The 19527-nt window shown below is 64.5% G+C and carries 17 protein-coding genes and 1 tRNA gene; 11 read left to right on the top strand and 7 right to left on the bottom strand.

All coding sequences use genetic code 11. The features are described 5' to 3' along the window. Window positions 1-26: 26 nt before the first annotated feature. Window positions 27-1181 (bottom strand): ATP-NAD kinase family protein, encoded by a 1155-nt coding sequence (locus tag BN2476_RS25460; protein WP_087736935.1) that lies wholly within the window; start codon window positions 1179-1181, stop codon window positions 27-29. 445 nt (window positions 1182-1626) lie between these two features. Between BN2476_RS25460 and BN2476_RS25455 the strand changes: the two genes are divergently transcribed. Then, on the top strand, window positions 1627-3576 hold the full coding sequence (locus BN2476_RS25455) for a sigma-54-dependent Fis family transcriptional regulator (protein WP_087736934.1): 1950 nt from the start codon (window positions 1627-1629) through the stop codon (window positions 3574-3576). Between the two features lie 104 nt (window positions 3577-3680). Here BN2476_RS25455 and BN2476_RS25450 read toward each other — a convergent pair whose 3' ends face one another. After that, the gene (locus BN2476_RS25450; protein ID WP_087736933.1) at window positions 3681-4652 is read right to left on the bottom strand and encodes a helix-turn-helix transcriptional regulator; all 972 of its coding nucleotides are present in this window, start codon (window positions 4650-4652) and stop codon (window positions 3681-3683) included. Window positions 4653-4744: 92 nt separating this feature from the next. Between BN2476_RS25450 and BN2476_RS25445 the strand changes: the two genes are divergently transcribed. The 8 genes from BN2476_RS25445 (at window position 4745) to BN2476_RS25415 (ending at window position 12117) form a co-directional block, all read left to right on the top strand. After that, window positions 4745-5119: a putative quinol monooxygenase gene (locus BN2476_RS25445; protein WP_087736932.1), complete on the top strand. Its 375-nt coding sequence runs from the start codon at window positions 4745-4747 to the stop codon at window positions 5117-5119. After that, window positions 5116-6393 carry an APC family permease gene (locus BN2476_RS25440; protein ID WP_087736931.1) on the top strand — a complete coding sequence of 426 codons (1278 nt, stop codon included), beginning with the start codon at window positions 5116-5118 and terminating at the stop codon, window positions 6391-6393. The genes BN2476_RS25445 and BN2476_RS25440 overlap by 4 nt, the downstream gene beginning before the upstream one ends. Beyond that, a complete protein-coding gene (locus BN2476_RS46580) occupies window positions 6390-6545 on the top strand; it encodes a hypothetical protein (RefSeq protein WP_160111753.1) in 156 nt (51 codons plus the stop codon). Before BN2476_RS25440 ends, BN2476_RS46580 begins: the two co-directional genes overlap by 4 nt. A 108-nt stretch (window positions 6546-6653) precedes the next feature. After that, window positions 6654-7040 (top strand): DUF2917 domain-containing protein, encoded by a 387-nt coding sequence (locus BN2476_RS25435; protein WP_087736930.1) that lies wholly within the window; start codon window positions 6654-6656, stop codon window positions 7038-7040. Between the two features lie 136 nt (window positions 7041-7176). Then, entirely contained in the window at window positions 7177-7893 is a 717-nt protein-coding gene (locus tag BN2476_RS25430) for an ABC transporter ATP-binding protein (RefSeq protein ID WP_087736929.1), read from the top strand. Continuing rightward, window positions 7886-10507, top strand: coding sequence for an FtsX-like permease family protein (locus tag BN2476_RS25425; RefSeq protein ID WP_087736928.1), 2622 nt, complete (start codon window positions 7886-7888; stop codon window positions 10505-10507). The genes BN2476_RS25430 and BN2476_RS25425 overlap by 8 nt, the downstream gene beginning before the upstream one ends. Then, on the top strand, window positions 10507-11640 hold the full coding sequence (locus BN2476_RS25420; RefSeq protein ID WP_087736927.1) for a lipocalin-like domain-containing protein: 1134 nt from the start codon (window positions 10507-10509) through the stop codon (window positions 11638-11640). Before BN2476_RS25425 ends, BN2476_RS25420 begins: the two co-directional genes overlap by 1 nt. A 165-nt stretch (window positions 11641-11805) precedes the next feature. Beyond that, window positions 11806-12117 (top strand): DUF4148 domain-containing protein, encoded by a 312-nt coding sequence (locus tag BN2476_RS25415; protein ID WP_087736926.1) that lies wholly within the window; start codon window positions 11806-11808, stop codon window positions 12115-12117. Between the two features lie 430 nt (window positions 12118-12547). Here BN2476_RS25415 and BN2476_RS25410 read toward each other — a convergent pair whose 3' ends face one another. Further along, window positions 12548-13903 (bottom strand): TAXI family TRAP transporter solute-binding subunit, encoded by a 1356-nt coding sequence (locus BN2476_RS25410; RefSeq protein WP_087736925.1) that lies wholly within the window; start codon window positions 13901-13903, stop codon window positions 12548-12550. Window positions 13904-14100: 197 nt separating this feature from the next. Between BN2476_RS25410 and BN2476_RS25405 the strand changes: the two genes are divergently transcribed. Further along, window positions 14101-14177 (top strand) — tRNA-Val (locus tag BN2476_RS25405). A gap of 306 nt (window positions 14178-14483) precedes the next feature. On the opposite strand, the gene cyoD is transcribed toward BN2476_RS25405, so the two are convergent. Genes cyoD through cyoA form a run of 4 tightly spaced genes read right to left on the bottom strand, consistent with a single transcriptional unit; the run spans window position 14484 to window position 18355 of the window. Then, the gene (cyoD, locus tag BN2476_RS25400) at window positions 14484-14825 is read right to left on the bottom strand and encodes a cytochrome o ubiquinol oxidase subunit IV (RefSeq protein WP_087736924.1); all 342 of its coding nucleotides are present in this window, start codon (window positions 14823-14825) and stop codon (window positions 14484-14486) included. Next, complete coding sequence (cyoC, locus tag BN2476_RS25395) at window positions 14826-15440, bottom strand: cytochrome o ubiquinol oxidase subunit III (RefSeq protein WP_087736923.1); 615 nt, start codon at window positions 15438-15440, stop codon at window positions 14826-14828. Beyond that, window positions 15440-17452 carry a cytochrome o ubiquinol oxidase subunit I gene (cyoB, locus tag BN2476_RS25390; protein ID WP_087736922.1) on the bottom strand — a complete coding sequence of 671 codons (2013 nt, stop codon included), beginning with the start codon at window positions 17450-17452 and terminating at the stop codon, window positions 15440-15442. Before cyoB ends, cyoC begins: the two co-directional genes overlap by 1 nt. A 3-nt stretch (window positions 17453-17455) precedes the next feature. Continuing rightward, entirely contained in the window at window positions 17456-18355 is a 900-nt protein-coding gene (gene cyoA, locus BN2476_RS25385) for a ubiquinol oxidase subunit II (RefSeq protein WP_087736921.1), read from the bottom strand. Between the two features lie 594 nt (window positions 18356-18949). On the opposite strand from cyoA, the gene BN2476_RS25380 reads away from it, so the two are divergent. Further along, window positions 18950-19450, top strand: coding sequence for an OmpA family protein (locus BN2476_RS25380; RefSeq protein WP_087737075.1), 501 nt, complete (start codon window positions 18950-18952; stop codon window positions 19448-19450). Window positions 19451-19527: the final 77 nt, after the last annotated feature.

Below are 19527 nucleotides of genomic sequence, written 5' to 3'. Positions count from 1 at the left end.
GCTCCGCTTGATTGAATGAACTCCCTTTATTTCGCGTGCACGCGTGCTTGTGGCTGTGTTTGTGACTGCGCTTGCGACTGCATTTGCGCATGCGCTCGAGCGATTGCTTGCGTCGATGCGCCCGCCATCTCGCGCATCAACTGGCGCGACGCCGCGAAGCGCAGCGTGCGGCTCACGTCGACCGTCAACGGGCCGCTCCAGTCGAGCGAGATTTCATAGCGGTCGTCGCGCTCGATTTCGATTTCACGCTCGCCGTCGAACGCAAGCGTGCCGCGCGATGCATCGACGGGCAGCCAGTCGCCGACCTCGAAACGCTCGCAACTGCGCATCGTCACCTGATCGATGCGGCCGGGGGCGATCGGCGCGAAGATGGGCACCCCGTCGCCGTTCATTGCGCCGTGCTCGTCGGGCTGCGCGAACGTCAGATGCAAGCCGTGCGGCGCCGTGCGTTCGACGGGCGCCCACGCGCCACCGATCGACGACAGGCCGATGCCGTCGGGCGAAGCGAACGTGAGAAAGAGCGACTCGATATCCGACGGCTCGGACACGGCCCGCGCGCCGACGAAACGCTGACGGCTCACGCACACGTCGACGAGCGCGATCTCTTCGCGGCCCCGGTTCGGACCCGCTACGCAGCGCACGACGAGCCGCTTGTTGCGCGTCAGCGCGACATCGGGCGGCACGACGCCCGACGCGACGAGCGCGCCCGCGAGACCCGCGACCGTCGCTTCGCGCATGTCGGGAAACGCGTTGTTGGTGCCCGTCGAAAGCGTCAGCAGCGGCACGCCGCCGCAATGCGCGGCCACTGCGCGATGCGTGCCGTCGCCGCCCAGCACGGCGATCAGCTCGACACCTTCGCGCACCATGTGCGCCGTCCCCACATGCGTATCGGCGACGGAATCGGTGATGGGCAAATCGACGAACTCGACTTCGGGCCAGCGCTCGGCTGAACCCGTCGCCGCATGCGTGTCGAGCGCACGCAGCAGCAGCGAGGCGACACCCGTGCGATCGCGCAACGTGAGCACGCGATCGACGCCCAGCGCGCCAAGTCCCGCGAGCAGACGCACGACCATGTTGGCCTTCTCGGCGGTCGGGAACACGGACGCATGGGTCGTGAGGCGGCGAATGTCGCGACCCGACGCGGGGTTCGCAATCACGCCGACAGTGATGGGCGATGCCACTGGCTTGTCTCCTTGTGCTTGTCGATAGCGGCCCGCGGGTAGTGCGCGTAGGCCGCTTCGTGTGACGGGCATTACTGCAACACGTATGCCAATGTCACAACGTGTTCGTGCAAGTCGCTGAAAGCCTTCTGCGACAAGGGCTTCAGACTGTCGACAACATGCACGTGCAAGCGCGAGAACCGTCGCATGACGCGGCGCACATGACGCACATCGCATCTCGCGCGATGTGCGCGTCATTGCGATGGGCCGCGCATGCGTTGCGCCATCGAACGATGCGCGTCTCACGACTGTCTCACGCACAGGTGAGACGTTCGTCTCAGGCGTCTCGTGTGCTGCGACGCAATGTGATCGCACGGGCGGGATGTGCTACAAGAAGGTCCGATCAGCATGATCGACCGTCATCAACGGGACCATCCAGAGCGCGTGCGCTCGCCGGGAGCCGACCATGCCTTACGTCTCTCAAACGCAGCACATCGACCGCGTGCGCGGTGCGATCGAAGGACGCCTGCCCGCGCCCGCCAATTCGTCGCGCCTCGTGTCGTCGTGGCAGCGTTCGTATGAGCAATACCGGCTCGACCCGGGCTCGGTGATCGGGCCGCGCGTGCTCACGCCAGTCGAGTTGCGCGAAGTGCAAGGCAAGGAAGAAGCGTTCTTGCGCGCGTCGGGCCAGTGCCTCACGCGCCTGCACGACATGATCCGCGTGGCCGACTACTGCGTGATGCTGACCGACGCGCACGGCGTCACGATCGACTATCGGATCGACCGCGACCGGCGCGGCGATTTCAAGCATGCGGGCCTCTATATCGGCTCGTGCTGGTCGGAGCGCGAAGAAGGCACGTGCGGCATCGCCAGCGTGCTGACCGATCTCGCGCCCATCACCGTGCACAAGACCGATCACTTCCGCGCGGCGTTCACGACGCTCACGTGCAGCGCGTCGCCGATCTTCTCGCCGTCGGGCGAACTGATCGGCGTGCTCGATGCGTCGGCCGTGCGGTCGCCAGACAACCGCGACAGCCAGCGGCTCGTGTTTCAGCTCGTGCGGCAAAGCGCGGCGCTGATCGAGGACGGCTATTTCCTCAATCAGACGGCGCAGCATTGGGTGATCTTCGGACACCAGAGCCGCAACTTCGTCGAAGCGCAACCCGAAGTGCTGATCGCGTTCGACGAATGCGGCAACATCGCCGCGTCGAACCGCAAGGCGCAGGAGTGCATCGCGGGGCTGAGCGGGCCGCGTCATGTCGACGAGATCTTCGATACGTCGGCCGTGCATCTGCATGACGTGGCGCGCACGGATACCATCGTGCCACTGCGTCTGCGCGCGACGGGCGCGCTGCTCTATGCGCGCATTCGCGCGCCGTTGAAGCGGCCTTCGCGTGTCACGCCTGTCGCTACTTCCGCGAACGCCTTCAACGCATCATCCGATGCCCGCGCGGCCACGAATCTCGACGCCATCAGCCGCTTCCTGCACAGCCGCGATTCGCGTCTCGCGCGCAATGCGGAAGTCGCGTTGCGGATCGCCGGCAAGCATCTGCCGATCCTGATCCTCGGCGAGACGGGCGTCGGCAAGGAAGTGTTCGCGCAGGCGCTGCATGCGTCGGGCGCGCGGCGCGCGAAGCCGTTCGTCGCCGTGAACTGCGGCGCGATTCCCGATTCGCTGATCGAGAGCGAACTGTTCGGCTATGCACCCGGGGCGTTCACGGGCGCGCGCAGCCGGGGCGCGCGAGGCAAGATCGCGCAGGCGAATGGCGGCACGCTGTTCCTCGATGAAATCGGCGATATGCCGCTCAATCTGCAGACGCGCCTGTTGCGCGTGCTCGCCGAAGGCGAAGTGCTGCCGCTGGGCGGCGATGCGCCCGTGCGCGTCGATATCGACGTGATCTGCGCGACGCATCGCGATCTGGCGCGCATGGTCGACGATGGCACGTTCCGCGAAGACCTGTATTACCGGCTGAGCGGCGCGACACTGCATATGCCGCCGCTGCGCGAGCGCACCGATATTCTCGATGTCGTGCATGCCGTCTTCGACGAGGAAGCGCAAAGCGCGGGACATGTGCTGACTCTGGACGCGCGCCTCGCCGGGCGCCTCGCGTGTTTTGCGTGGCCGGGCAACATCCGCCAGTTGCGCAACGTGTTGCGCTATGCGTGCGCGGTGTGCGACTCGACGCGCGTCGAACTGCGGCATGTGTCGCCGGATGTGGCGGCGCTGCTCGCGCCCGACGAAGCAGCGCCGCGCCCCGCGCTCGCGTCTCTCGACGACGAGCGCGCGCGCATCGTCGATGCGCTCACGCGGAATCATTGGCGGCCGAATGCGGCGGCCGAAGCGCTGGGCATGTCGCGCGCGACGCTGTACCGGCGGATTGCGAAGCTGGGGATCGTCGGGCCGCATCGGGTTTGATGCTTGCGTTTGCGCGTTTGTGTGCGTTCGTGCCTTGCATGCACGCGCGCTTGCATGCGAGTGCCCCCGTGCGTTGTGCCGTTGAAGCCTTTGCGTTCGCGCAGTCAGCCCGCGTTGAGCGTCGCGATCTGCTCGCCGAGCTTGCGCAAACGCTCGCGCAATTCCGGCGGATCGAGTACTTCGACATGACCCGCGAAGCCTAGCAGTTGTTCGGCCGCGTAGCCGAACTGTTCGACGGGCAGCGTCACTTCTTGCCAGCCGTCCTGCTCCGAAGGCGGCATGATCTGCGCCTGTTCGACGGCCGCCGCGCCGAGCCGGTGCAGACGCGTCATGCCTTCCGGCGACAGGCGCAAGCGCGCCGTGTGCTTGAGCAGGCCCTTCTCGAAGGCCGCGACAGCCGACGTCCATTCGTCGCGCAAGTCGAAACCATCCGGACGTTCGAACGTTTCGTCATGCACCGTCAACTGCGTGATGCTCGACACGCGATAGGTGCGCAACTGCGTGCGCACGCGCGCGACCAGATACCATTCGCCGCCCTTCAGCACGAGCCCGAGCGGGTCGCGCACGCGCACGCCTTCGTTTTCGTCGCGGCCGTTCCACGTGCGGTACTGCATCGAGATGCGCTTCTGTTCCCACACCGCGCCCGCGAGCAACGTGAGCCACGGCGTCGGCGATGGCCGCTGATACCAGCCGACGGGATCGATATGCAGGCGCGAACCGATGCGCGAGGTGTCGGGCGCGGCATCGGGCAGCGCGGTGACGAGCTTGAGCTGCGCGGCCCTTAGCTGCTCTGACAGGCCGAGATCGGATGCCGCGCCCGTCAGGCCGGCAATCGACAGCGTTTCGGCTTCGGCCTTCGTGATGCCCGTCAGCTTCGCGCGATAGCCGTCGAGCAGCGCGAAGCCGCCGCCAGGCCCGCGATCCGCATACACGGGCACGCCCGCCGCGCTCAACTGGTCGATGTCGCGATAGACGGTGCGGATCGACACGTCGAACTCATCGGCGAGCGCCTGGGCGGTCACTCGGCCCTTGACCTGCAGCATCAACAGCATCGAAACGAGACGGCTCGTCGCCAATTTTCACGCCCTTCCTAATTCATGACATCGGTTGTCAGCTATTGAAGAGTATAAAGGTATTCATCGCTGATGATTCAATGAGGATACGTAGTATGCACGTTACGTATGTGGTCCGTTTCCAGGTGCGGCCCGACAAACTCGAACGCTTTTTGAGGCTGCTGAACGGCGTGCTCGACGCGATGCGCAACGAGCCGGATTTTCATGAAGCCGTGCTGCATCGAGACCCCGATTCGCCATGCCGTCTGATGCTCTACGAGACGTGGGAAAGCCGGGAAGATGCGAACGACGAACAGATTCACCGGCCGTATCGGCGTGCGTATCACGAGGCGCTTGCCGATCTGCTCGTGCGTCCTCGCGAGGTCACGGAATGGCACACGATGCGCGCGGACCGCGCCGATCGTCACGGCCGTCACGGCACGCCGTCGCAATCGCGCTGCGCGAACGAGCCGGCCGAGGTCCACGCATGAGCGCATCGACGCGCGCCGGGAGTCTGAGCGTGATGCAGGGCGCCGCGCTCTATGTGGGCGCGGTGCTCGGCACGGGCGTGATTGCGCTGCCCGCGCTCGCCGCCGAGGCCGCGGGCCCCGCGTCGCTCGTTGCGTGGCTCGCGCTCGTCGTGCTGTCGGTGCCGCTCGCGGCCACGTTTGCCGCGCTCGGTGCACGCTATCCGGACGCGGGCGGCGTCTCGACCTATGTGCGCAACGCGTTCGGGCCGCGCATCGCGGCCATCGTCGGCTGGTGCTTCTACTTTGCGGTGCCCGCGGGCGCGCCGGCCGCGGCGATGTTCGGTGGCGCGTATGTCGCGGCGGCGTTCGGTGGCGGCGAATGGGCAGTGATCGGCACAGCCGCCGCGTTGATGCTGACCGTGACGCTTGCCAATGCGCTCGGGCTCACGGTATCGGGAAGGCTGCAACTGGTGCTCGCCGCGTTGCTCGTCGCGCTGCTGCTCGCGGCCGTGATCGCATCGGCGCCACATGCGCAAGTCGCCAACCTGCATCCGTTTGCGCCGCATGGCTGGCTCGCGGTTTTTCCGGCGGCAGCGCTGCTGGTCTGGAGCTTCGCGGGCTGGGAGGCCATCACGCATCTCGCCGCGGAGTTTCGCCGTCCCGCGCATGATCTGCCGATGGCGGCGGGTATCGCCGTCGTCGTAGTCGGCGTGCTGTATATGGGCGTCGCGACAGCGAGTGTGATGGTGCTCGGGCCGAACGCAGGCGCGTCGGGCGCGCCGCTCGCGGAACTGCTCGCGCGGGGACTCGGCGGCAAGGTGCAGATACTGGCCGCAGTCGCCGCGCTGCTGCTCACGCTCGGCACGATGAACGCCTATTTCGCGGGCGCCGCAAAGCTCGGCGCGGCACTGGGGCGCGACGGCGCGCTGCCCGGGTGGCTCGCACAAGGCAGCCGCGCCGGCGATGTACCGCGTCGCAGCCTGTTCGTGATAGCAGCGCTTGCCACATTCGCGCTCGTCGTCGTGGTCATCGCGGGTGTCGGTCCGAAACCGCTCGTGCTGCTCACGACAGGTTCGTTCGTCACCGTGTATGCGCTTGGCACGGCAGCGGCATTGCGACTGTTGCCGCGCGGCAGCTGGGCGCATCGTTGCGCGCGCGTCGCGCTGGTTGCGGTGGCGGGATTGTGTTGCGCGACGGGCTGGTATCTGTTGTGGCCGCTCGTCATCACGGGCTGCGCATTGCTCTACCTGCGCGTACGCCGTGTATTCGTTTCGAGTTCGAGGGCAGTTTCATGATGATGCAACGCGCGCGAGAAAACTGGTTGACAATGCATCGGCGTCACGACAAACTCGAATACATGCTGACGCTCACCACCATCGCCTACGCGATTTATAAAAACCCAATGGAACGCCATCGCGGCGGGCCTATGGGAGCGTGCGTGCGTTAGATATCCGCAGCAGTCAGCTGAACGATCCCAAGGCCCCGCCGGTAAACGGAAGGGGCCTTTTGTTTGAGTGGCGCCTTCCGTCCTCCGGCTCATTTGACGGAGTGCATGATGGACAAGGTTTGCCAGCAGTTCACCGATGACGATTCGCTCTGCTTATCGCGTTTGCAGGAAGAGCGATTACCCAGAGTCGTCGTCCACTTCGAAGTACAACCCGGCGCGACGATGTCATGGCGCGTCGATGCGAACACCGAGCTTTTGGTGCAAGGCGCGCGCGTGTGGCTGACGCGCGCGGCGTCACCGTATGACCATTGGTTGCAGATCGGCGATACGTTCCGCCTGCAGCGCGGCGAGCGTGTCTGGGTCAGCGCGGATGGCGATATGGCTGCACGGCTTTCGCTGACCACCCATCTCGCGACATCACGCGGCATGCTGGCGCGATTGATCGAGCGTTGCTGTTCGCTGGGCGCGAATAGTTTTGCGCCGTGGTCGCGATGAGCGTCTTGCGTTGCGGGGCGGGTGTCGTCGGTCGGTTGCTTGTGTGCTCTGCGCGGCTAACAGCATGCGCGGATCGCTGCGGCATGCTAAAACGGTCAAAACAAATGCAGCCGCAGACCCACAAGCAAGGAATTGCATGCAGCCTTCCGATAGCCCTGTCCTGCCCGCGCTCGAATGCCGTGCACTGAGCAAGGCATACGACGTGAAGCGCGTCGTGCTCGAGCGCCTCGATTTCGCGCTCGGCGCGGGCGAGTTCGTCGCGATCATGGGCGATTCGGGCGTCGGCAAGTCGACATTGCTGAATCTGATCGCGGGCCTCGATCACGCGGATAGCGGTGACGTGCTGATCGACGGCACGCCCGTCTCCACGCTCGACGACGACGCGGCCACACGCCTGCGCCGTCAGAAGCTCGGCTTCGTGTTTCAGGCATTTCACGTGCTGCCGCATCTGACGCTCGCGCAAAACGTCGCGTTGCCGCTGCTGCTGAACGGCATCGCCCCGGCGCGCGCGAACGAAATGCTCGCGGCCGTCGGACTCGAAGGGCGCGGCGATGACATGCCGCGCCAGCTTTCGGGCGGCGAACTGCAACGCGTCGCGATCGCGCGTGCGCTGGTGCACCGGCCTACGCTCATCCTCGCCGACGAACCGACGGGCAATCTCGACCCCGACACCGCACACGAAGTGCTGGCGCTGCTGCGCGAGGAAACAAAAGCGAACGGCGCGGCGGCGATGATGGTCACGCATTCGGAGGCGGCCGCGGCCTTCGCGGACCGCGTCCTCGTTTTGAGCGACGGCAAGCTGCACGCAACGCACGTCCGCTCGTCGCACGCGCTGCGCCCCTCCGATGAATGACTCTGTATTCACGGACAACACGCGACGCAAGCCCCATGGACTGCGCACGCTCACGCGCTGGCTGCTCGCCGCCGAATGGCGCAGCCACAAAGGCCGCGCGCTGATCGCGATTGCGACGATCGCGCTGGGCGTCGCGCTCGGCTACGCGGTGCAGCTGATCAACAGCGCCGCGTTCAACGAGTTCTCGGCGGCCGCGCGCAGCCTGTCGGGCGAAGCGGACTTACAGGTGCGCGGCTCGCAGCCCACGTTCGACGAACGCGCGTATCCGCAGCTTGCGACACAAGCGGGCGTCGCGCTCGCGAGCCCCGTGCTCGAACTCGACGTAACGGTGCCGAGCCGCACCGCGCCGCTGAAGGTGCTCGGCATCGACGTATTTCGCGCAGGCCGCATCGCGCCCGATCTGACGGGCGTGACGGACAGCGATCATTCGTTCGACTCGCTCGCCGACGACGCGATCTTCCTCTCGCCCGCCGCGCAGCAGTGGCTCGGCGTGCGCATCGGCGATACGGTGACGCTGCGCAGCGGCACATCGGACGTGCGCTTGCGCGTCGCGGGCGGCATCGTCCGTGCGCGGCCCGGGCAGCGCATCGGCGTGATGGATATCGCGGCCGCGCAGTGGCGCTTCGGGCGGCTCGGCAAGCTGTCGCGCGTCGATCTGCAACTGGAGCGCGGCGTCGATCGCGAACGCTTCCGGCAAGCGTTGCAGGCGCGGCTCGGCAGCCGCTTCATGGTGACGGCGACGCGCGATGTCGAAAGCCGCACCGACCGGCTCTCGCGCGCCTACCGGATCAACATGAACGTGCTCGCGCTCGTCGCCCTTTTTACGGGCGCGTTTCTCGTGTTCTCGACGCAGGCGCTCGGCGTCGTGCGCCGGCGCGCGCAATTCGCGATGCTGCGCGTGCTCGGCATCACGCGCGCCCAGTTGCTGCGGCAGATCCTGCTCGAAGGCGCGTTGCTCGGGACGCTCGGCGCGATCGGCGGCATCGCGCTCGGCTTCGCGCTCGCTTATGCCGTGCTGCGCTTTTTCGGCAGCGATCTGGGCGGCGGCTATTTTCCTGGCGTGCAGCCGAGCGTCGGCTTCGAGCCCGTCGCCAGCGCGATATTTCTTGCGCTCGGCATCGGCGTGGCGCTGCTTGGCAGTCTCGTGCCCGCGCTCGAAGCGGCGCGCGCGCATCCCGCGCCCGCGCTGAAGGCGGGCGGCGAAGAAGCCGTGCTCGGCAAGCTCTCGACGCCGTGGCCGGCGCTCTGCTGCCTCGCGCTCGGCGTGGCGCTGACGCAAGCGCCGCCCGTCTTCGATATGCCCATCGCGGGCTATCTCGCCGTCGCGCTGCTGCTGATTGGCGGCATTGCGCTGATGCCGCGTGTCACGTCGCAGCTGTTCCGCGCGCTGAGCCGCGCGCGCGACGGACGGCAGCGCGCGCCCGTGACGGCGCTCGCGCTCGCGCGGCTCGCGAATGCGCCGGGGCAGGCGTCGATTGCGATGGGCGGCGTGCTGTCGAGCTTCACGCTGATCGTCGCGATGGCGATCATGGTGTCGAGCTTTCGCGTGTCGGTCGAGGAATGGCTCGCGCATCTGCTTTCCGCCGATGTCTACGTGCGCGTCGCGCCGAACGGCGACACGGGCGGCTTGAACCCGCAGCAGCAGGCGATGATCGCCGCGACGCGCGGCATCAGACACGCGGCGTTCGCGCGCACATCGCAACTGACGCTCGATCCGTCACGGCCCGCAGTGGCGCTGCTCGCGCGCGAAATCGACGCCGCCGACCCGGGCGCGAACCTGCAGATCACGGGCGAGACACTTCCGCCGTCCGCGTTGAGAGAGGGCGAAACGCCCGTCTGGGCGTCCGAAGCGATGGTCGATCTGTATGGCTATCACGTCGGTCAACGGTTGGCGCTGCCGATCGGCACATTTGGCACATTTGGCACTTCAAGCGCACCTGGCATGCACGCCGGACGTGGCTCGGTGTTCGTCGTCGCGGGCATCTGGCGCGACTACGTGCGGCAGACGGGTGCGCTCGAAATCCGTCTCGCCGACTATCGGCGCCTCACGGGCGACACCAGCGCCACCGATGCCGCCCTCACGCTCGATCGCGGCGTAAGCGCCGCGCAGGCGATCGCCGCCTTGCGCGCGCTGCCGTTCGCAAGCGCACTCGACTTCGCGCAGCCCGGCGACATCCGCGCACGCACGTTGACGATCTTCGACCGCAGCTTCGCCGTCACCTATCTGCTGGAAGCCGTCGCCATCGTGATCGGGCTGTTCGGCGTCGCGGCGACCTTTTCCGCGCAGACGCTCTCGCGCTCGCGCGAGTTCGGCATGCTGCGCCACGTCGGCGTGACGCGCGGACAGATTCTTGCGCTGCTCGCGACGGAAGGCGGATTGCTCACGGCGCTCGGCATCGCGATGGGCTGCGCGCTCGGCTTCGCGATCAGTCTGATACTCGTGTTCGTCGTCAATCCGCAGTCGTTTCACTGGAGCATGTCGCTGCATGTGCCGTGGATGTTGCTGTCGGCGCTGGCCATCGTGATGCTCGCGTCGTCGTGCACGACAGCCGTCGCGGCAGGCCGGCGGGCCGTATCCGTCGATGCCGTGCGCGCCGTCAGGGAGGACTGGTGATGCGTGGCGTGCTTCTTCTGTTGCCGGCGTTCGCTTGCGTGTTGTGCGCGTCGTCGGCTGCGCTTGCGGCAGCGCCGCCCGGCGACTCCCCATTCGCGAACGTGACGCCCGACAAGCCCGTCGTGTTGCCGCAAGACACGGGCGCGCATCCCGCGTTTCGCACCGAATGGTGGTACGCGACGGGCTGGCTAGAAACGCCCGATCATCAGCCGCTCGGCTTTCAGATCACGTTCTTCCGCTCGGCGACGGGCCATCCCGCGAGCGACCCGAGCGCCTTCGCGCCGACGCAGCTGATCATCGCGCATGCCGCGCTGAGCGACCCGGCGTTCGGCCGGCTCGTGCACGATCAGAAGATCGCGCGGCAAGGTTTCGGCCTTGCCTATGCGAAGCCGGATAACACCGACGTGCGGCTCGATACATGGCGCATGGTCCGCGCGCCGGACGGTCACTACGACGTCACGGCCGACGCCGCCGGCTTCGCGCTGCATCTCACGTTCACGCCGACGCAGGCGCCGCTCGTTCAGGGGGCGAACGGCTATTCGCGCAAAGGGCCGCTGCCGGAGCAGGCGAGCTACTACTACAGCGAGCCGCAACTGCGAGTGACGGGCAGCGTCACGCGTCCTGCCCCGAACGGCGCCAGTGGCGCGGCGGCATCGACGCCCACGCCCGTGACGGGCAGCGCGTGGCTCGATCACGAATGGTCGAGCGCGCTGCTCGCCGCTGACGCGGCAGGCTGGGACTGGCTCGGGGCGAATCTGTCGGACGGCGCGGCGCTGATGGCGTTCAAGGTGCGCGGCGTCGACGGACACGCGGTCTGGGCCCATGCAGCGCTGCGTGCCGCCGATGGGCGCGTCACGCAATACGGTCCCGGCGCAGTCGATTTCACGCCCGTCCGCCAATGGCGCTCGCCGTGCACGAATACGCTCTATCCCGTGGCGACCGTCGTGCGGACAGGCGACACGCGCTGGCAACTGACGCCGTTGCTCGACGATCAGGAACTCGATTCGCGCGATTCGACGGGCGCGCTGTATTGGGAAGGCGCCGTCGCCGTCAGCCGGGACGGTCAGCCGGCCGGGCGTGGCTACCTCGAACTGACCGGCTACGGGAAAAAATTGAAGCTGGAGCAGCGCTGAGCCGATGAACCTTGTTGCAGCGGATCTCCAGGTGTTAACCCTTGTTTTTGGAAAAATCACTTCCCGCAGACAGCCTTAATCTTAAGCGGCTACTTACCTACACTCCCTCTCACACTGATTGCGAACAGGGCTGTTCGCAAAGTCATAGCAAAGTTGGAGGTTGTCATGAAGTCGCTGATCAAGGCTGTCGCCGTCGCCGTTGTTCTCGTTGCTCCCGCCATGTCGTTCGCTCAGGCGAACCAGTCTGTCACCCGCGCCCAGGTCCGCGCGGAACTGGTTCAACTGGAGAAGGCCGGCTATCGTCCGGGCGCAGGCTCGGAAGCGCACTACCCGGATGAACTGCTCGCCGCACAGACACGGGTGAACGCGCAAAACAGCGCAGCGAGCGGTTACGGCGGTGTCGCAAACGGCGCGTCGCAAGCGGGCCGTCCGGGGGTTTCGGCTGCGGACTGGAACGCGATGTACGGCCGTCCGTAAGTCGTCGCACGGCTTGAACGTCTGCGACGGTGCGCGACTGCGTCTTGTCGATCGTTCCGGTTGAGTCGTCGATATGCATCGCGTCGCGGGAACGTCTGTGTCTGCGAACGGACACGTGCCAGATGCACAAGAAAGCCTGTCCCGTCACATCAGGACAGGCTTTTCGCGCGAGGAAAGCGTTTGTGCAAGAGGGGTCAGGTTGCGCAAAGTCGCATCGGATGTATTTCGGATTCCATTGCATCTGACTCGATGCAATCGAATTTCCCGTCTGAACCACAGGCTCATTCGGACGGGATCAGCAAGCCTTTTGCCCGCCCCTGACTTACCCACAGATTTTCTTGATAACCCTGTGGACAACACCCGGACTCCAAACGCATCTGCTTGACTCACCAAGACTTTTCACGTCGGAGCAAGCTCTCGGCACCCGCCGCTACTGATGCGCACGCGCCCGCTCCGGAACGCCCTCCAACCGCTGCCGTACGAACCGCACGTGCTCGCGCAGCACGTAGAAGCCGTCGGCGTAGGCGAGCGGCATCCGTAACGTGTTCAACGACGCGTCGATCTGATCGAGCTCCATCAGCAGCTTGCTGCGCTCCTCGGCCGACGAGTCGCGCATCGCCTCGCGCTCGATCGCGATCAGCGAGCCGTAGTAGCGATAGATGCGCGAGCGCACGCGCCAGGTGAAGAGCGCCGGAATCAGCCGCAACGCGGGGAACAGCAGCACGGCGATCGGCAGCAGCAGCACCAGCAGGCGGTCGACCACGGTCGCGAGCCAGAACGGCAGCGTCCGGTACAGGAAGCTCTTGCCTGACTTGTAGTAGCGCGTCGCGTCCTCGCTGATGCGAAACTCGCGCACCGTCGGATTCGGAAACTGCCCCGCCTTCTGCAACAGGCCGGCCATCCCGTGCACTTCCTGCGCGGCTTCGATCAACAGGTCGGAGATCGCCGGATGAAGGTTGCCCCGCGCGACGAGTTCGACGGTCGGGCTGATCAGATGCACCGTCTCCGGCGGAATCCTCCGGCGCAGATCGAGCACGCCAGGCGGCAGGTCGAGTTCGTCGAGATAGGGGAATATCCTCGTGTAGGCGCTCGCCTCGCCGAAGTCCATCACCGAGATACCGGGAATGCCGAGCAGCCGCAACATCAACACGCGCGTGGCCGAGTCACCACTCAGCAGCGCCGCGTCGACCTGGTTCGAGACGAGCGCCTTCGCGGCATCGAGCCCGTCGAGCGGCAGCAGCGTCGTTTCGCCGCCCGCGTAGACGCCGTTCGATTCCAGCAGATTCAGCGACAGCATCCGCGTCCCGCTACCCTCGCGGCCGATCGCGATGCGCTTGCCTTCCAGATCCGACAACTGCGTCAAACCCCGGCCGCGATAGAACACGATGATCGGCACATATGTGACGCTTCCGAGCGACATCAGCGACGTCGTATCCCGTCCGCCAGACACGCCGCCTTGCACGAGCGCGATGTCCACTTTCTGTTTCGGATCGAGCAGCCGGTCGAGGTTCTGCACCGAGCCGTCCGATGCCAGCACATTGAGCGTCACGCCGTTGCGCGCGAGGATCTTTCGATACTCCTGCGCGATCTGCATGAACGAGCTGTCGCGCGGGCCAGCGCTGATCGTGATCGAACGCGGCGGCGCCGGATCGACCAGCCACACGACGAGCCACACGACCACGGTGAACAGCAGCACGAATGGCAATGACGTCCATGCCAGATCGCGCAACACGGTATGCGTGTGGTCGCGAACGAAGTGCGGAAAATGCGGACGAAATCCTTTCATGAACCGGCTCGCCTCCGATATGCGTCATCGTCAATCGTAGCCGTCTCGCGCCGTTCTGGGGAGCACCCGAAACAGGAACAGCGCGGCGCCCGCGCGTCGTTCAACGGCCAGGTCCCGCGCGCACCCGGCCACCGGCACAAAATCACGCCGAGGGCTTGCGCGATCGAAAGTGTGTCTCTATAATTCGCGCCTTCGCTAGGCTCGTAGCTCAGCTGGTTAGAGCACCACCTTGACATGGTGGGGGTCGTTGGTTCGAGTCCAATCGAGCCTACCAACGAATACATGAAGTACACGGAAGCGGCAAGCATCGGATGCTTGCCGCTTTTTTGCGTTCTGGCTCTGCGTGAGCTACCCGCTTTGCGGCGCCCTGTCCGCTTTCATTTCCCCTTGGGCTTGCACGCCGACTCGCGCCGCGTGATACGGCATTACGGCGTCGTCACTTCCGTTCGCTTGCCGTTCGCGCGATAGCGCCCCCCATCGGCGCGCCAACAGAAAAGCCGAAGAACATCTCTGTCCTTCGGCTTCGCTTCCGCCTGCATCGCGTCTCACGACGCGATGCCCGGATACATCGTCAACGCTGTTAGCGCGACATCATGTTCATGCTGACGTTGTGCATCACCCATACCGTCCCGAACACCAGAAACATCGCGGCAAGCACCGTGTAAGCGAGCGCGAGGGTATTCCAGCGTTGGCCCGGCGTCGACACGCTCATGTGCAGGAAAAACACCAGATGCACGACGATCTGCACGACGGCAAGCGCGGCAAGCGCGAGCGGTGCCGAACTGGCAGGCAGCCAGCCTTGCATCACGACACCGAACGCGGTGGCCGTCAACACCACGGCCAGAACGAAGCCAACCACATAGCTGCCGATCCCGCCGTGGCCCGCTTCCGGATGAAGCGCATGTGAATTCGAGTGAGCCATTTAGAGCACGCTCCCGAGATAGACAAAGGTAAACACGCCGATCCACACGACGTCTAGGAAGTGCCAGAAGAGGCTCAGGCACGTCAGACGCGTGATCTCGCGCCGCGTCAGTTGCGGCGCGCGCGCCACCTGAACGGCAAGCACGGCCATCCAGATCAGGCCCGTCGCGACGTGCAGGCCGTGCGTGCCGACCAGCGCGAAGAACGACGACAGGAACGCGCTGCGCGACGGACCGGCGCCTTCCGCGATCAGATGTGAGAACTCGGTCAGTTCCAGCTTCAGGAACAGGAGGCCGAGCACGAAAGTTACGGCGAGCCACGTCAGCACGGCACGCGGATTGTCGCGGCGCGCAGCGACCATCGCGAAGCCGTAGGTGATGCTGCTCAACAGCAGCGCAGCCGTTTCGAGGGCGACGCCGGGAATGTCGAACAGATCCTTGCCCGTCGGCCCGGCGTTGAACTGGTGCGCCATTACGGCGAACACCGCGAACAACGACGCGAACAGCACGCAGTCGGTCATCAGGTACAGCCAGAAGCCGAACACGGAATGCGATTCGCCATGATGGCCGTGGCCGTCGACCTCGTTCAAGGTAGCGGCAGAGACTTTTTGCAGCATCACTCGACCTCCGCGAGAGCCAGCGGCGCTTCAGCATGCTTCGGAAGCGGCGCGCGGCCTTTGTTTTCGATTGACCGCACCACGTCGGCCGGGATGTAGTAGCCCTCGTCGCGGCCGAAGCTACGGCCGATCACGGTCGCCGCGATCGCCACCAGCGACACGATCGCGAGCCACCAGATATGCCACACGGCGGCGAAACCGAGCGAGAGACTGAACATGCCGATGAAGAAGCCAGCGCCCGTGTTCGACGGCATGTGGATGTCCTGATACTCCGCCTTCACGCCAAGCCCCCTGCCCGTTTCCTTCATGTGCGCGAACGCATCCAGTTCCTCGACGACGGGAATCGTCGCGAAGTTATAGGCGGGCGGCGGCGACGAGATCGACCATTCGAGCGTGCGCGCACCCCACGGATCGCCGGTCACATCGCGATACTCCGGCTTGTTGCGGTTGATGATGCTGACCACCACCTGCGTGACCTGGAACACGACGCCGATCGCGATCAGCGCGACGCCGATCGCGGCAGCGATCATGTACGGCTGCCATGCAGGGTTGTCGTAGTGATTCAGACGGCGCGTCGCACCCATGAAGCCGAGCACGTAGAGCGGCATGAACGCCACGTAGAAGCCGACGAACCAGCACCAGAACGCGCTCTTGCCGAGCTTGTCGTTCAGCTTGAAGCCGAACACCTTCGGGAACCAGTAGCTGAAGCCAGCGAGATAACCGAACACCACGCCGCCGATGATCGCGTTATGGAAGTGCGCGATCAGGAACAGGCTGTTATGCAGCACGAAGTCCGCGCCCGGAATCGCCAGCATCACGCCCGTCATGCCGCCGATCGTGAACGTGATCATGAAGCCAATGGTCCACAGCACGGGTGCCGTGATTTCGAGGCGGCCGCGGTAGATCGTGAACAGCCAGTTGAAGATCTTCACGCCCGTCGGAATCGCAATGATCATCGTCGCGATGCCAAAGAACGCGTTGACATCAGCGCCCGAACCCATCGTGAAGAAGTGGTGCGCCCACACGAGGAACGCCAGCACCATGATCACGCACGATGCGTACACCATCGTCTTGTAGCCGAACAGCGGCTTCTTCGCGAATGTGGAGATCACTTCCGAATAGATGCCGAACGCCGGCAGAACCAGAATGTAGACCTCGGGGTGTCCCCAGGCCCAGATCAGGTTCAGATACAGCATCGCGTTGCCGCCGGCCTCGTTCGTGAAGAAGTGCATGTCCATGTAGCGGTCCAGACCGAGCAGCGCCAGCGCAACCGTCAGGATCGGGAACGTCGCCATGATCAGCACGTTCGAGCAGAGCGCCGTCCACGTGAACACGGGCATCTTCATCAGCGTCATGCCGGGTGCGCGCATCCTGACGATCGTCACGAAGAAGTTGATCGCCGTGATCAGCGTGCCGACACCAGACAATTCCAGCGCCAAGATGTAATAGTCGACGCCCACACCCGGACTGAATTGCAACTCGGAGAGCGGCGGATACGCCAGCCAGCCGACTTGCGCGAACTCGCCGATCACCAGCGAAATGTTCATCAGGATCGAGCTGATCGCCGTCATCCAGAAACTCAGCGAGTTCAGGAACGGAAACGCGACGTCGCGCGCGCCGATCTGCAACGGCACGACGATGTTGAACAGGCCCACCATCAGCGCCATCGCCATGAAGAAGATCATGATGACGCCGTGCGCGGTGAAAATCTGGTCGTAGTGATGCGGCGGCAGATAGCCCGCCGCGCCGCCGCTCGCGAGTGCAAGCTGCAGACGCATCATCACGGCGTCAGCGAAGCCGCGCAGCAGCATCAGCACGGCCACGACGATGTACATCACGCCGATTCTCTTGTGATCGACGCTCGTGAGCCATTCGGTCCACAGCCAGCGCCACTTGTGTGCGCGCGTGAGAAACACGCCGACGGCCAGAACGATCAGCCCCATGAGAGCGCCCGCGCCCATGATGATCGGCTGATCGAACGGAATCGCCTCTAAAGTCAGATTGCCGAACATGCGTTACTCCTTCGAAGCGTTCGTGCCGCAGTTGGCGTCACGGAAATCGACGACATGGCCACTGTTGTATTTCGCAATGACGTTGTGGAACAGCTTCGGGTCCACCGACGAGAAATAGCGAACCGGCTCCTTCTCGCTCGGCTTCGCGACGACGCCGTAGCGGTCCATGTCGAGCCGGTCCGGCGACGCCTTGACCTTCTGCACCCAGCCGTTGAAATCGGCCTCACTCACGGCGAGCGTGCGGAACTTCATGTCCGAGAAGCCCTTGCCGCTGAAATTCGCCGACACGCCCGCGTAGTCGCCCTGCGCATCCGCGATCAGATGCACGCGCGTCTGCATGCCCGCCATCGCGTAGACCTGCGTGCCGAGTTGCGGGATGAAGAACGAGTTCATCACCGAGTCGGACGTGATGTGGAAGTTGACGGGCGTGCCGACGGGCATCGCCAGCTGGTTCACCGATGCAATGCCAAGGTCGGGATAGATGAAGAGCCACTTCCAGTCGAGCGCGACGACTTCGACATCGATCGGCTTGACGTTCGATTCGAGCGGCTTGTACGGATCGAGCTCGTGCGTGGTTCTCCACGTCAGGATGCCGAGGAACAAAATGATCAGCGCGGGTATCGTCCACACGACCACTTCGATCGCCGTGGAGTGCGACCACTTCGGCGCATAGGCCGCGTTCCGGTTCGACGCCCGATAGCGCCACGCGAACAATAACGTCAACAGAATGACGGGAATGACGACGATCAGCATTGTCCAGGTCGCCGTCGCTATCAGCGACTTTTCGGCGACCCCGACGTTGCCTTTCGGGTCAAGCACTTCGAGTTGACATCCCGTGAGAAACGCAGTCAGACCGATGCTGACCGGTATGAGGCAACCTCTTAAGGTTCTTTTGGCTAACATATTTGCCCAATAATCGTTGAACCACGCTATGCACGTGTGGGGTTTGCAAGGCAAAGTGCACAAGGTCTTATGTGCTCGGCGATTCTAGAGACGCGCCGTTTTTGAAATCGTGATCTCCATCAAGGACGCGACCAGGAATCTGGTGTTAGGCGTGCGACCTGATGTCACACAGTCGATGCTCGCGGGCGCCTTGTCCCATTGCAGCGGCCCATTGGGTCAGCGACGCACAGACATTTCTTGCCTGATCTCAGTCTCGTGATCGTTTCTCGCTCCGCTCAGAGATTCGAAACCGCATTTCACTCACCGCGAACGTCGGCAACGCTATTGTCGAGTGACGCCAGCGAATGTCGATCGCGGACCGTCACGCGCCGTCGGCCGCAAGTTTCACGCTTGTTTGCAATCCGGTGCATGCATGCGACACCTTCTTGTCAAATTTCGAAAAAACTATGGATAACTGATCACAGTCTTGTCTTTTCGGATAAAAAATCGAGGTTCGAAGCGCTTGCCTTCGCATCGCAGTGGTCGCGCGATGACCCGACTGTCGCCCGCAAAAAGCGCCTGTCCGTTCCCAACTTCCGCAAAAACACCACGATCATGAGAAAACTGTTGCCTCTCGTCACCTGCGCCTTGTCCCTTTCGCTGCTGGCCGCCTGCTCGGGACTCGATCGTCAAAATGAAGAAGCGCTCAACCGGAAAGCCGGCATCGAAGTGACGCAGGTCAAGGACGGCGTGCAGGTGCGTCTGCCCGAGAAAGTGCTGTTCGACTTCAACGAATCGAGCTTGCGCGCCGACTCCGAATCCGCCATCGCACGCGTCGTCGTCGTGCTGAACCGCACGAAAAAGCCAATGATCGTCGAAGGCCATACGGATAACGTCGGCACGCGCGAATACAACCAGCAACTGTCGGAAGCGCGTGCAAAGACGGTTGCGGATGAACTGGAGCGCCGCGGCATCGGCGCTTCACGCGTTTCATTGAAGGGCTACGCGTTCGACCGTCCCGTCTCCGACAACGACACGCCCGAAGGACGCGCACGCAATCGCCGCACGGAGATCGTCGTGACGGGCGAATCGCTCGAAGCCGTGATGGGCAAGTGAGCGACAGCGGTTCTAGCGGGCGTTTTCGGACGCCTGCCCTCCATCGCTCATCCACTCACGTGGCAATAACGGTAAAC

This window comes from Paraburkholderia piptadeniae (genome assembly GCF_900007165.1).
GTDB lineage: Bacteria > Pseudomonadota > Gammaproteobacteria > Burkholderiales > Burkholderiaceae > Paraburkholderia > Paraburkholderia piptadeniae.
This window is presented reverse-complemented; position numbering and strand designations above follow the sequence as displayed.

Excerpts from the sequence above, each read along its gene's own strand:
- cyoD (WP_087736924.1), bottom strand. The coding sequence starts at position 14,825 with ATGGCTCACTCGAATTCACATGCGCTTCATCCGGAAGCGGGCCACGGC.
- BN2476_RS25445 (WP_087736932.1), top strand. The coding sequence starts at position 4,745 with ATGCACGTTACGTATGTGGTCCGTTTCCAGGTGCGGCCCGACAAACTC.
- BN2476_RS25410 (WP_087736925.1), bottom strand. The coding sequence starts at position 13,903 with ATGAAAGGATTTCGTCCGCATTTTCCGCACTTCGTTCGCGACCACACG.
- BN2476_RS25380 (WP_087737075.1), top strand. The coding sequence starts at position 18,950 with ATGAGAAAACTGTTGCCTCTCGTCACCTGCGCCTTGTCCCTTTCGCTG.
- BN2476_RS25430 (WP_087736929.1), top strand. The coding sequence starts at position 7,177 with ATGCAGCCTTCCGATAGCCCTGTCCTGCCCGCGCTCGAATGCCGTGCA.
- cyoC (WP_087736923.1), bottom strand. The coding sequence starts at position 15,440 with ATGCTGCAAAAAGTCTCTGCCGCTACCTTGAACGAGGTCGACGGCCAC.
- BN2476_RS25415 (WP_087736926.1), top strand. The coding sequence starts at position 11,806 with ATGAAGTCGCTGATCAAGGCTGTCGCCGTCGCCGTTGTTCTCGTTGCT.
- BN2476_RS46580 (WP_160111753.1), top strand. The coding sequence starts at position 6,390 with ATGATGATGCAACGCGCGCGAGAAAACTGGTTGACAATGCATCGGCGT.
- BN2476_RS25425 (WP_087736928.1), top strand. The coding sequence starts at position 7,886 with ATGAATGACTCTGTATTCACGGACAACACGCGACGCAAGCCCCATGGA.
- BN2476_RS25435 (WP_087736930.1), top strand. The coding sequence starts at position 6,654 with ATGGACAAGGTTTGCCAGCAGTTCACCGATGACGATTCGCTCTGCTTA.
- BN2476_RS25455 (WP_087736934.1), top strand. The coding sequence starts at position 1,627 with ATGCCTTACGTCTCTCAAACGCAGCACATCGACCGCGTGCGCGGTGCG.
- cyoB (WP_087736922.1), bottom strand. The coding sequence starts at position 17,452 with ATGTTCGGCAATCTGACTTTAGAGGCGATTCCGTTCGATCAGCCGATC.
- BN2476_RS25440 (WP_087736931.1), top strand. The coding sequence starts at position 5,116 with ATGAGCGCATCGACGCGCGCCGGGAGTCTGAGCGTGATGCAGGGCGCC.
- BN2476_RS25420 (WP_087736927.1), top strand. The coding sequence starts at position 10,507 with ATGCGTGGCGTGCTTCTTCTGTTGCCGGCGTTCGCTTGCGTGTTGTGC.
- cyoA (WP_087736921.1), bottom strand. The coding sequence starts at position 18,355 with ATGTTAGCCAAAAGAACCTTAAGAGGTTGCCTCATACCGGTCAGCATC.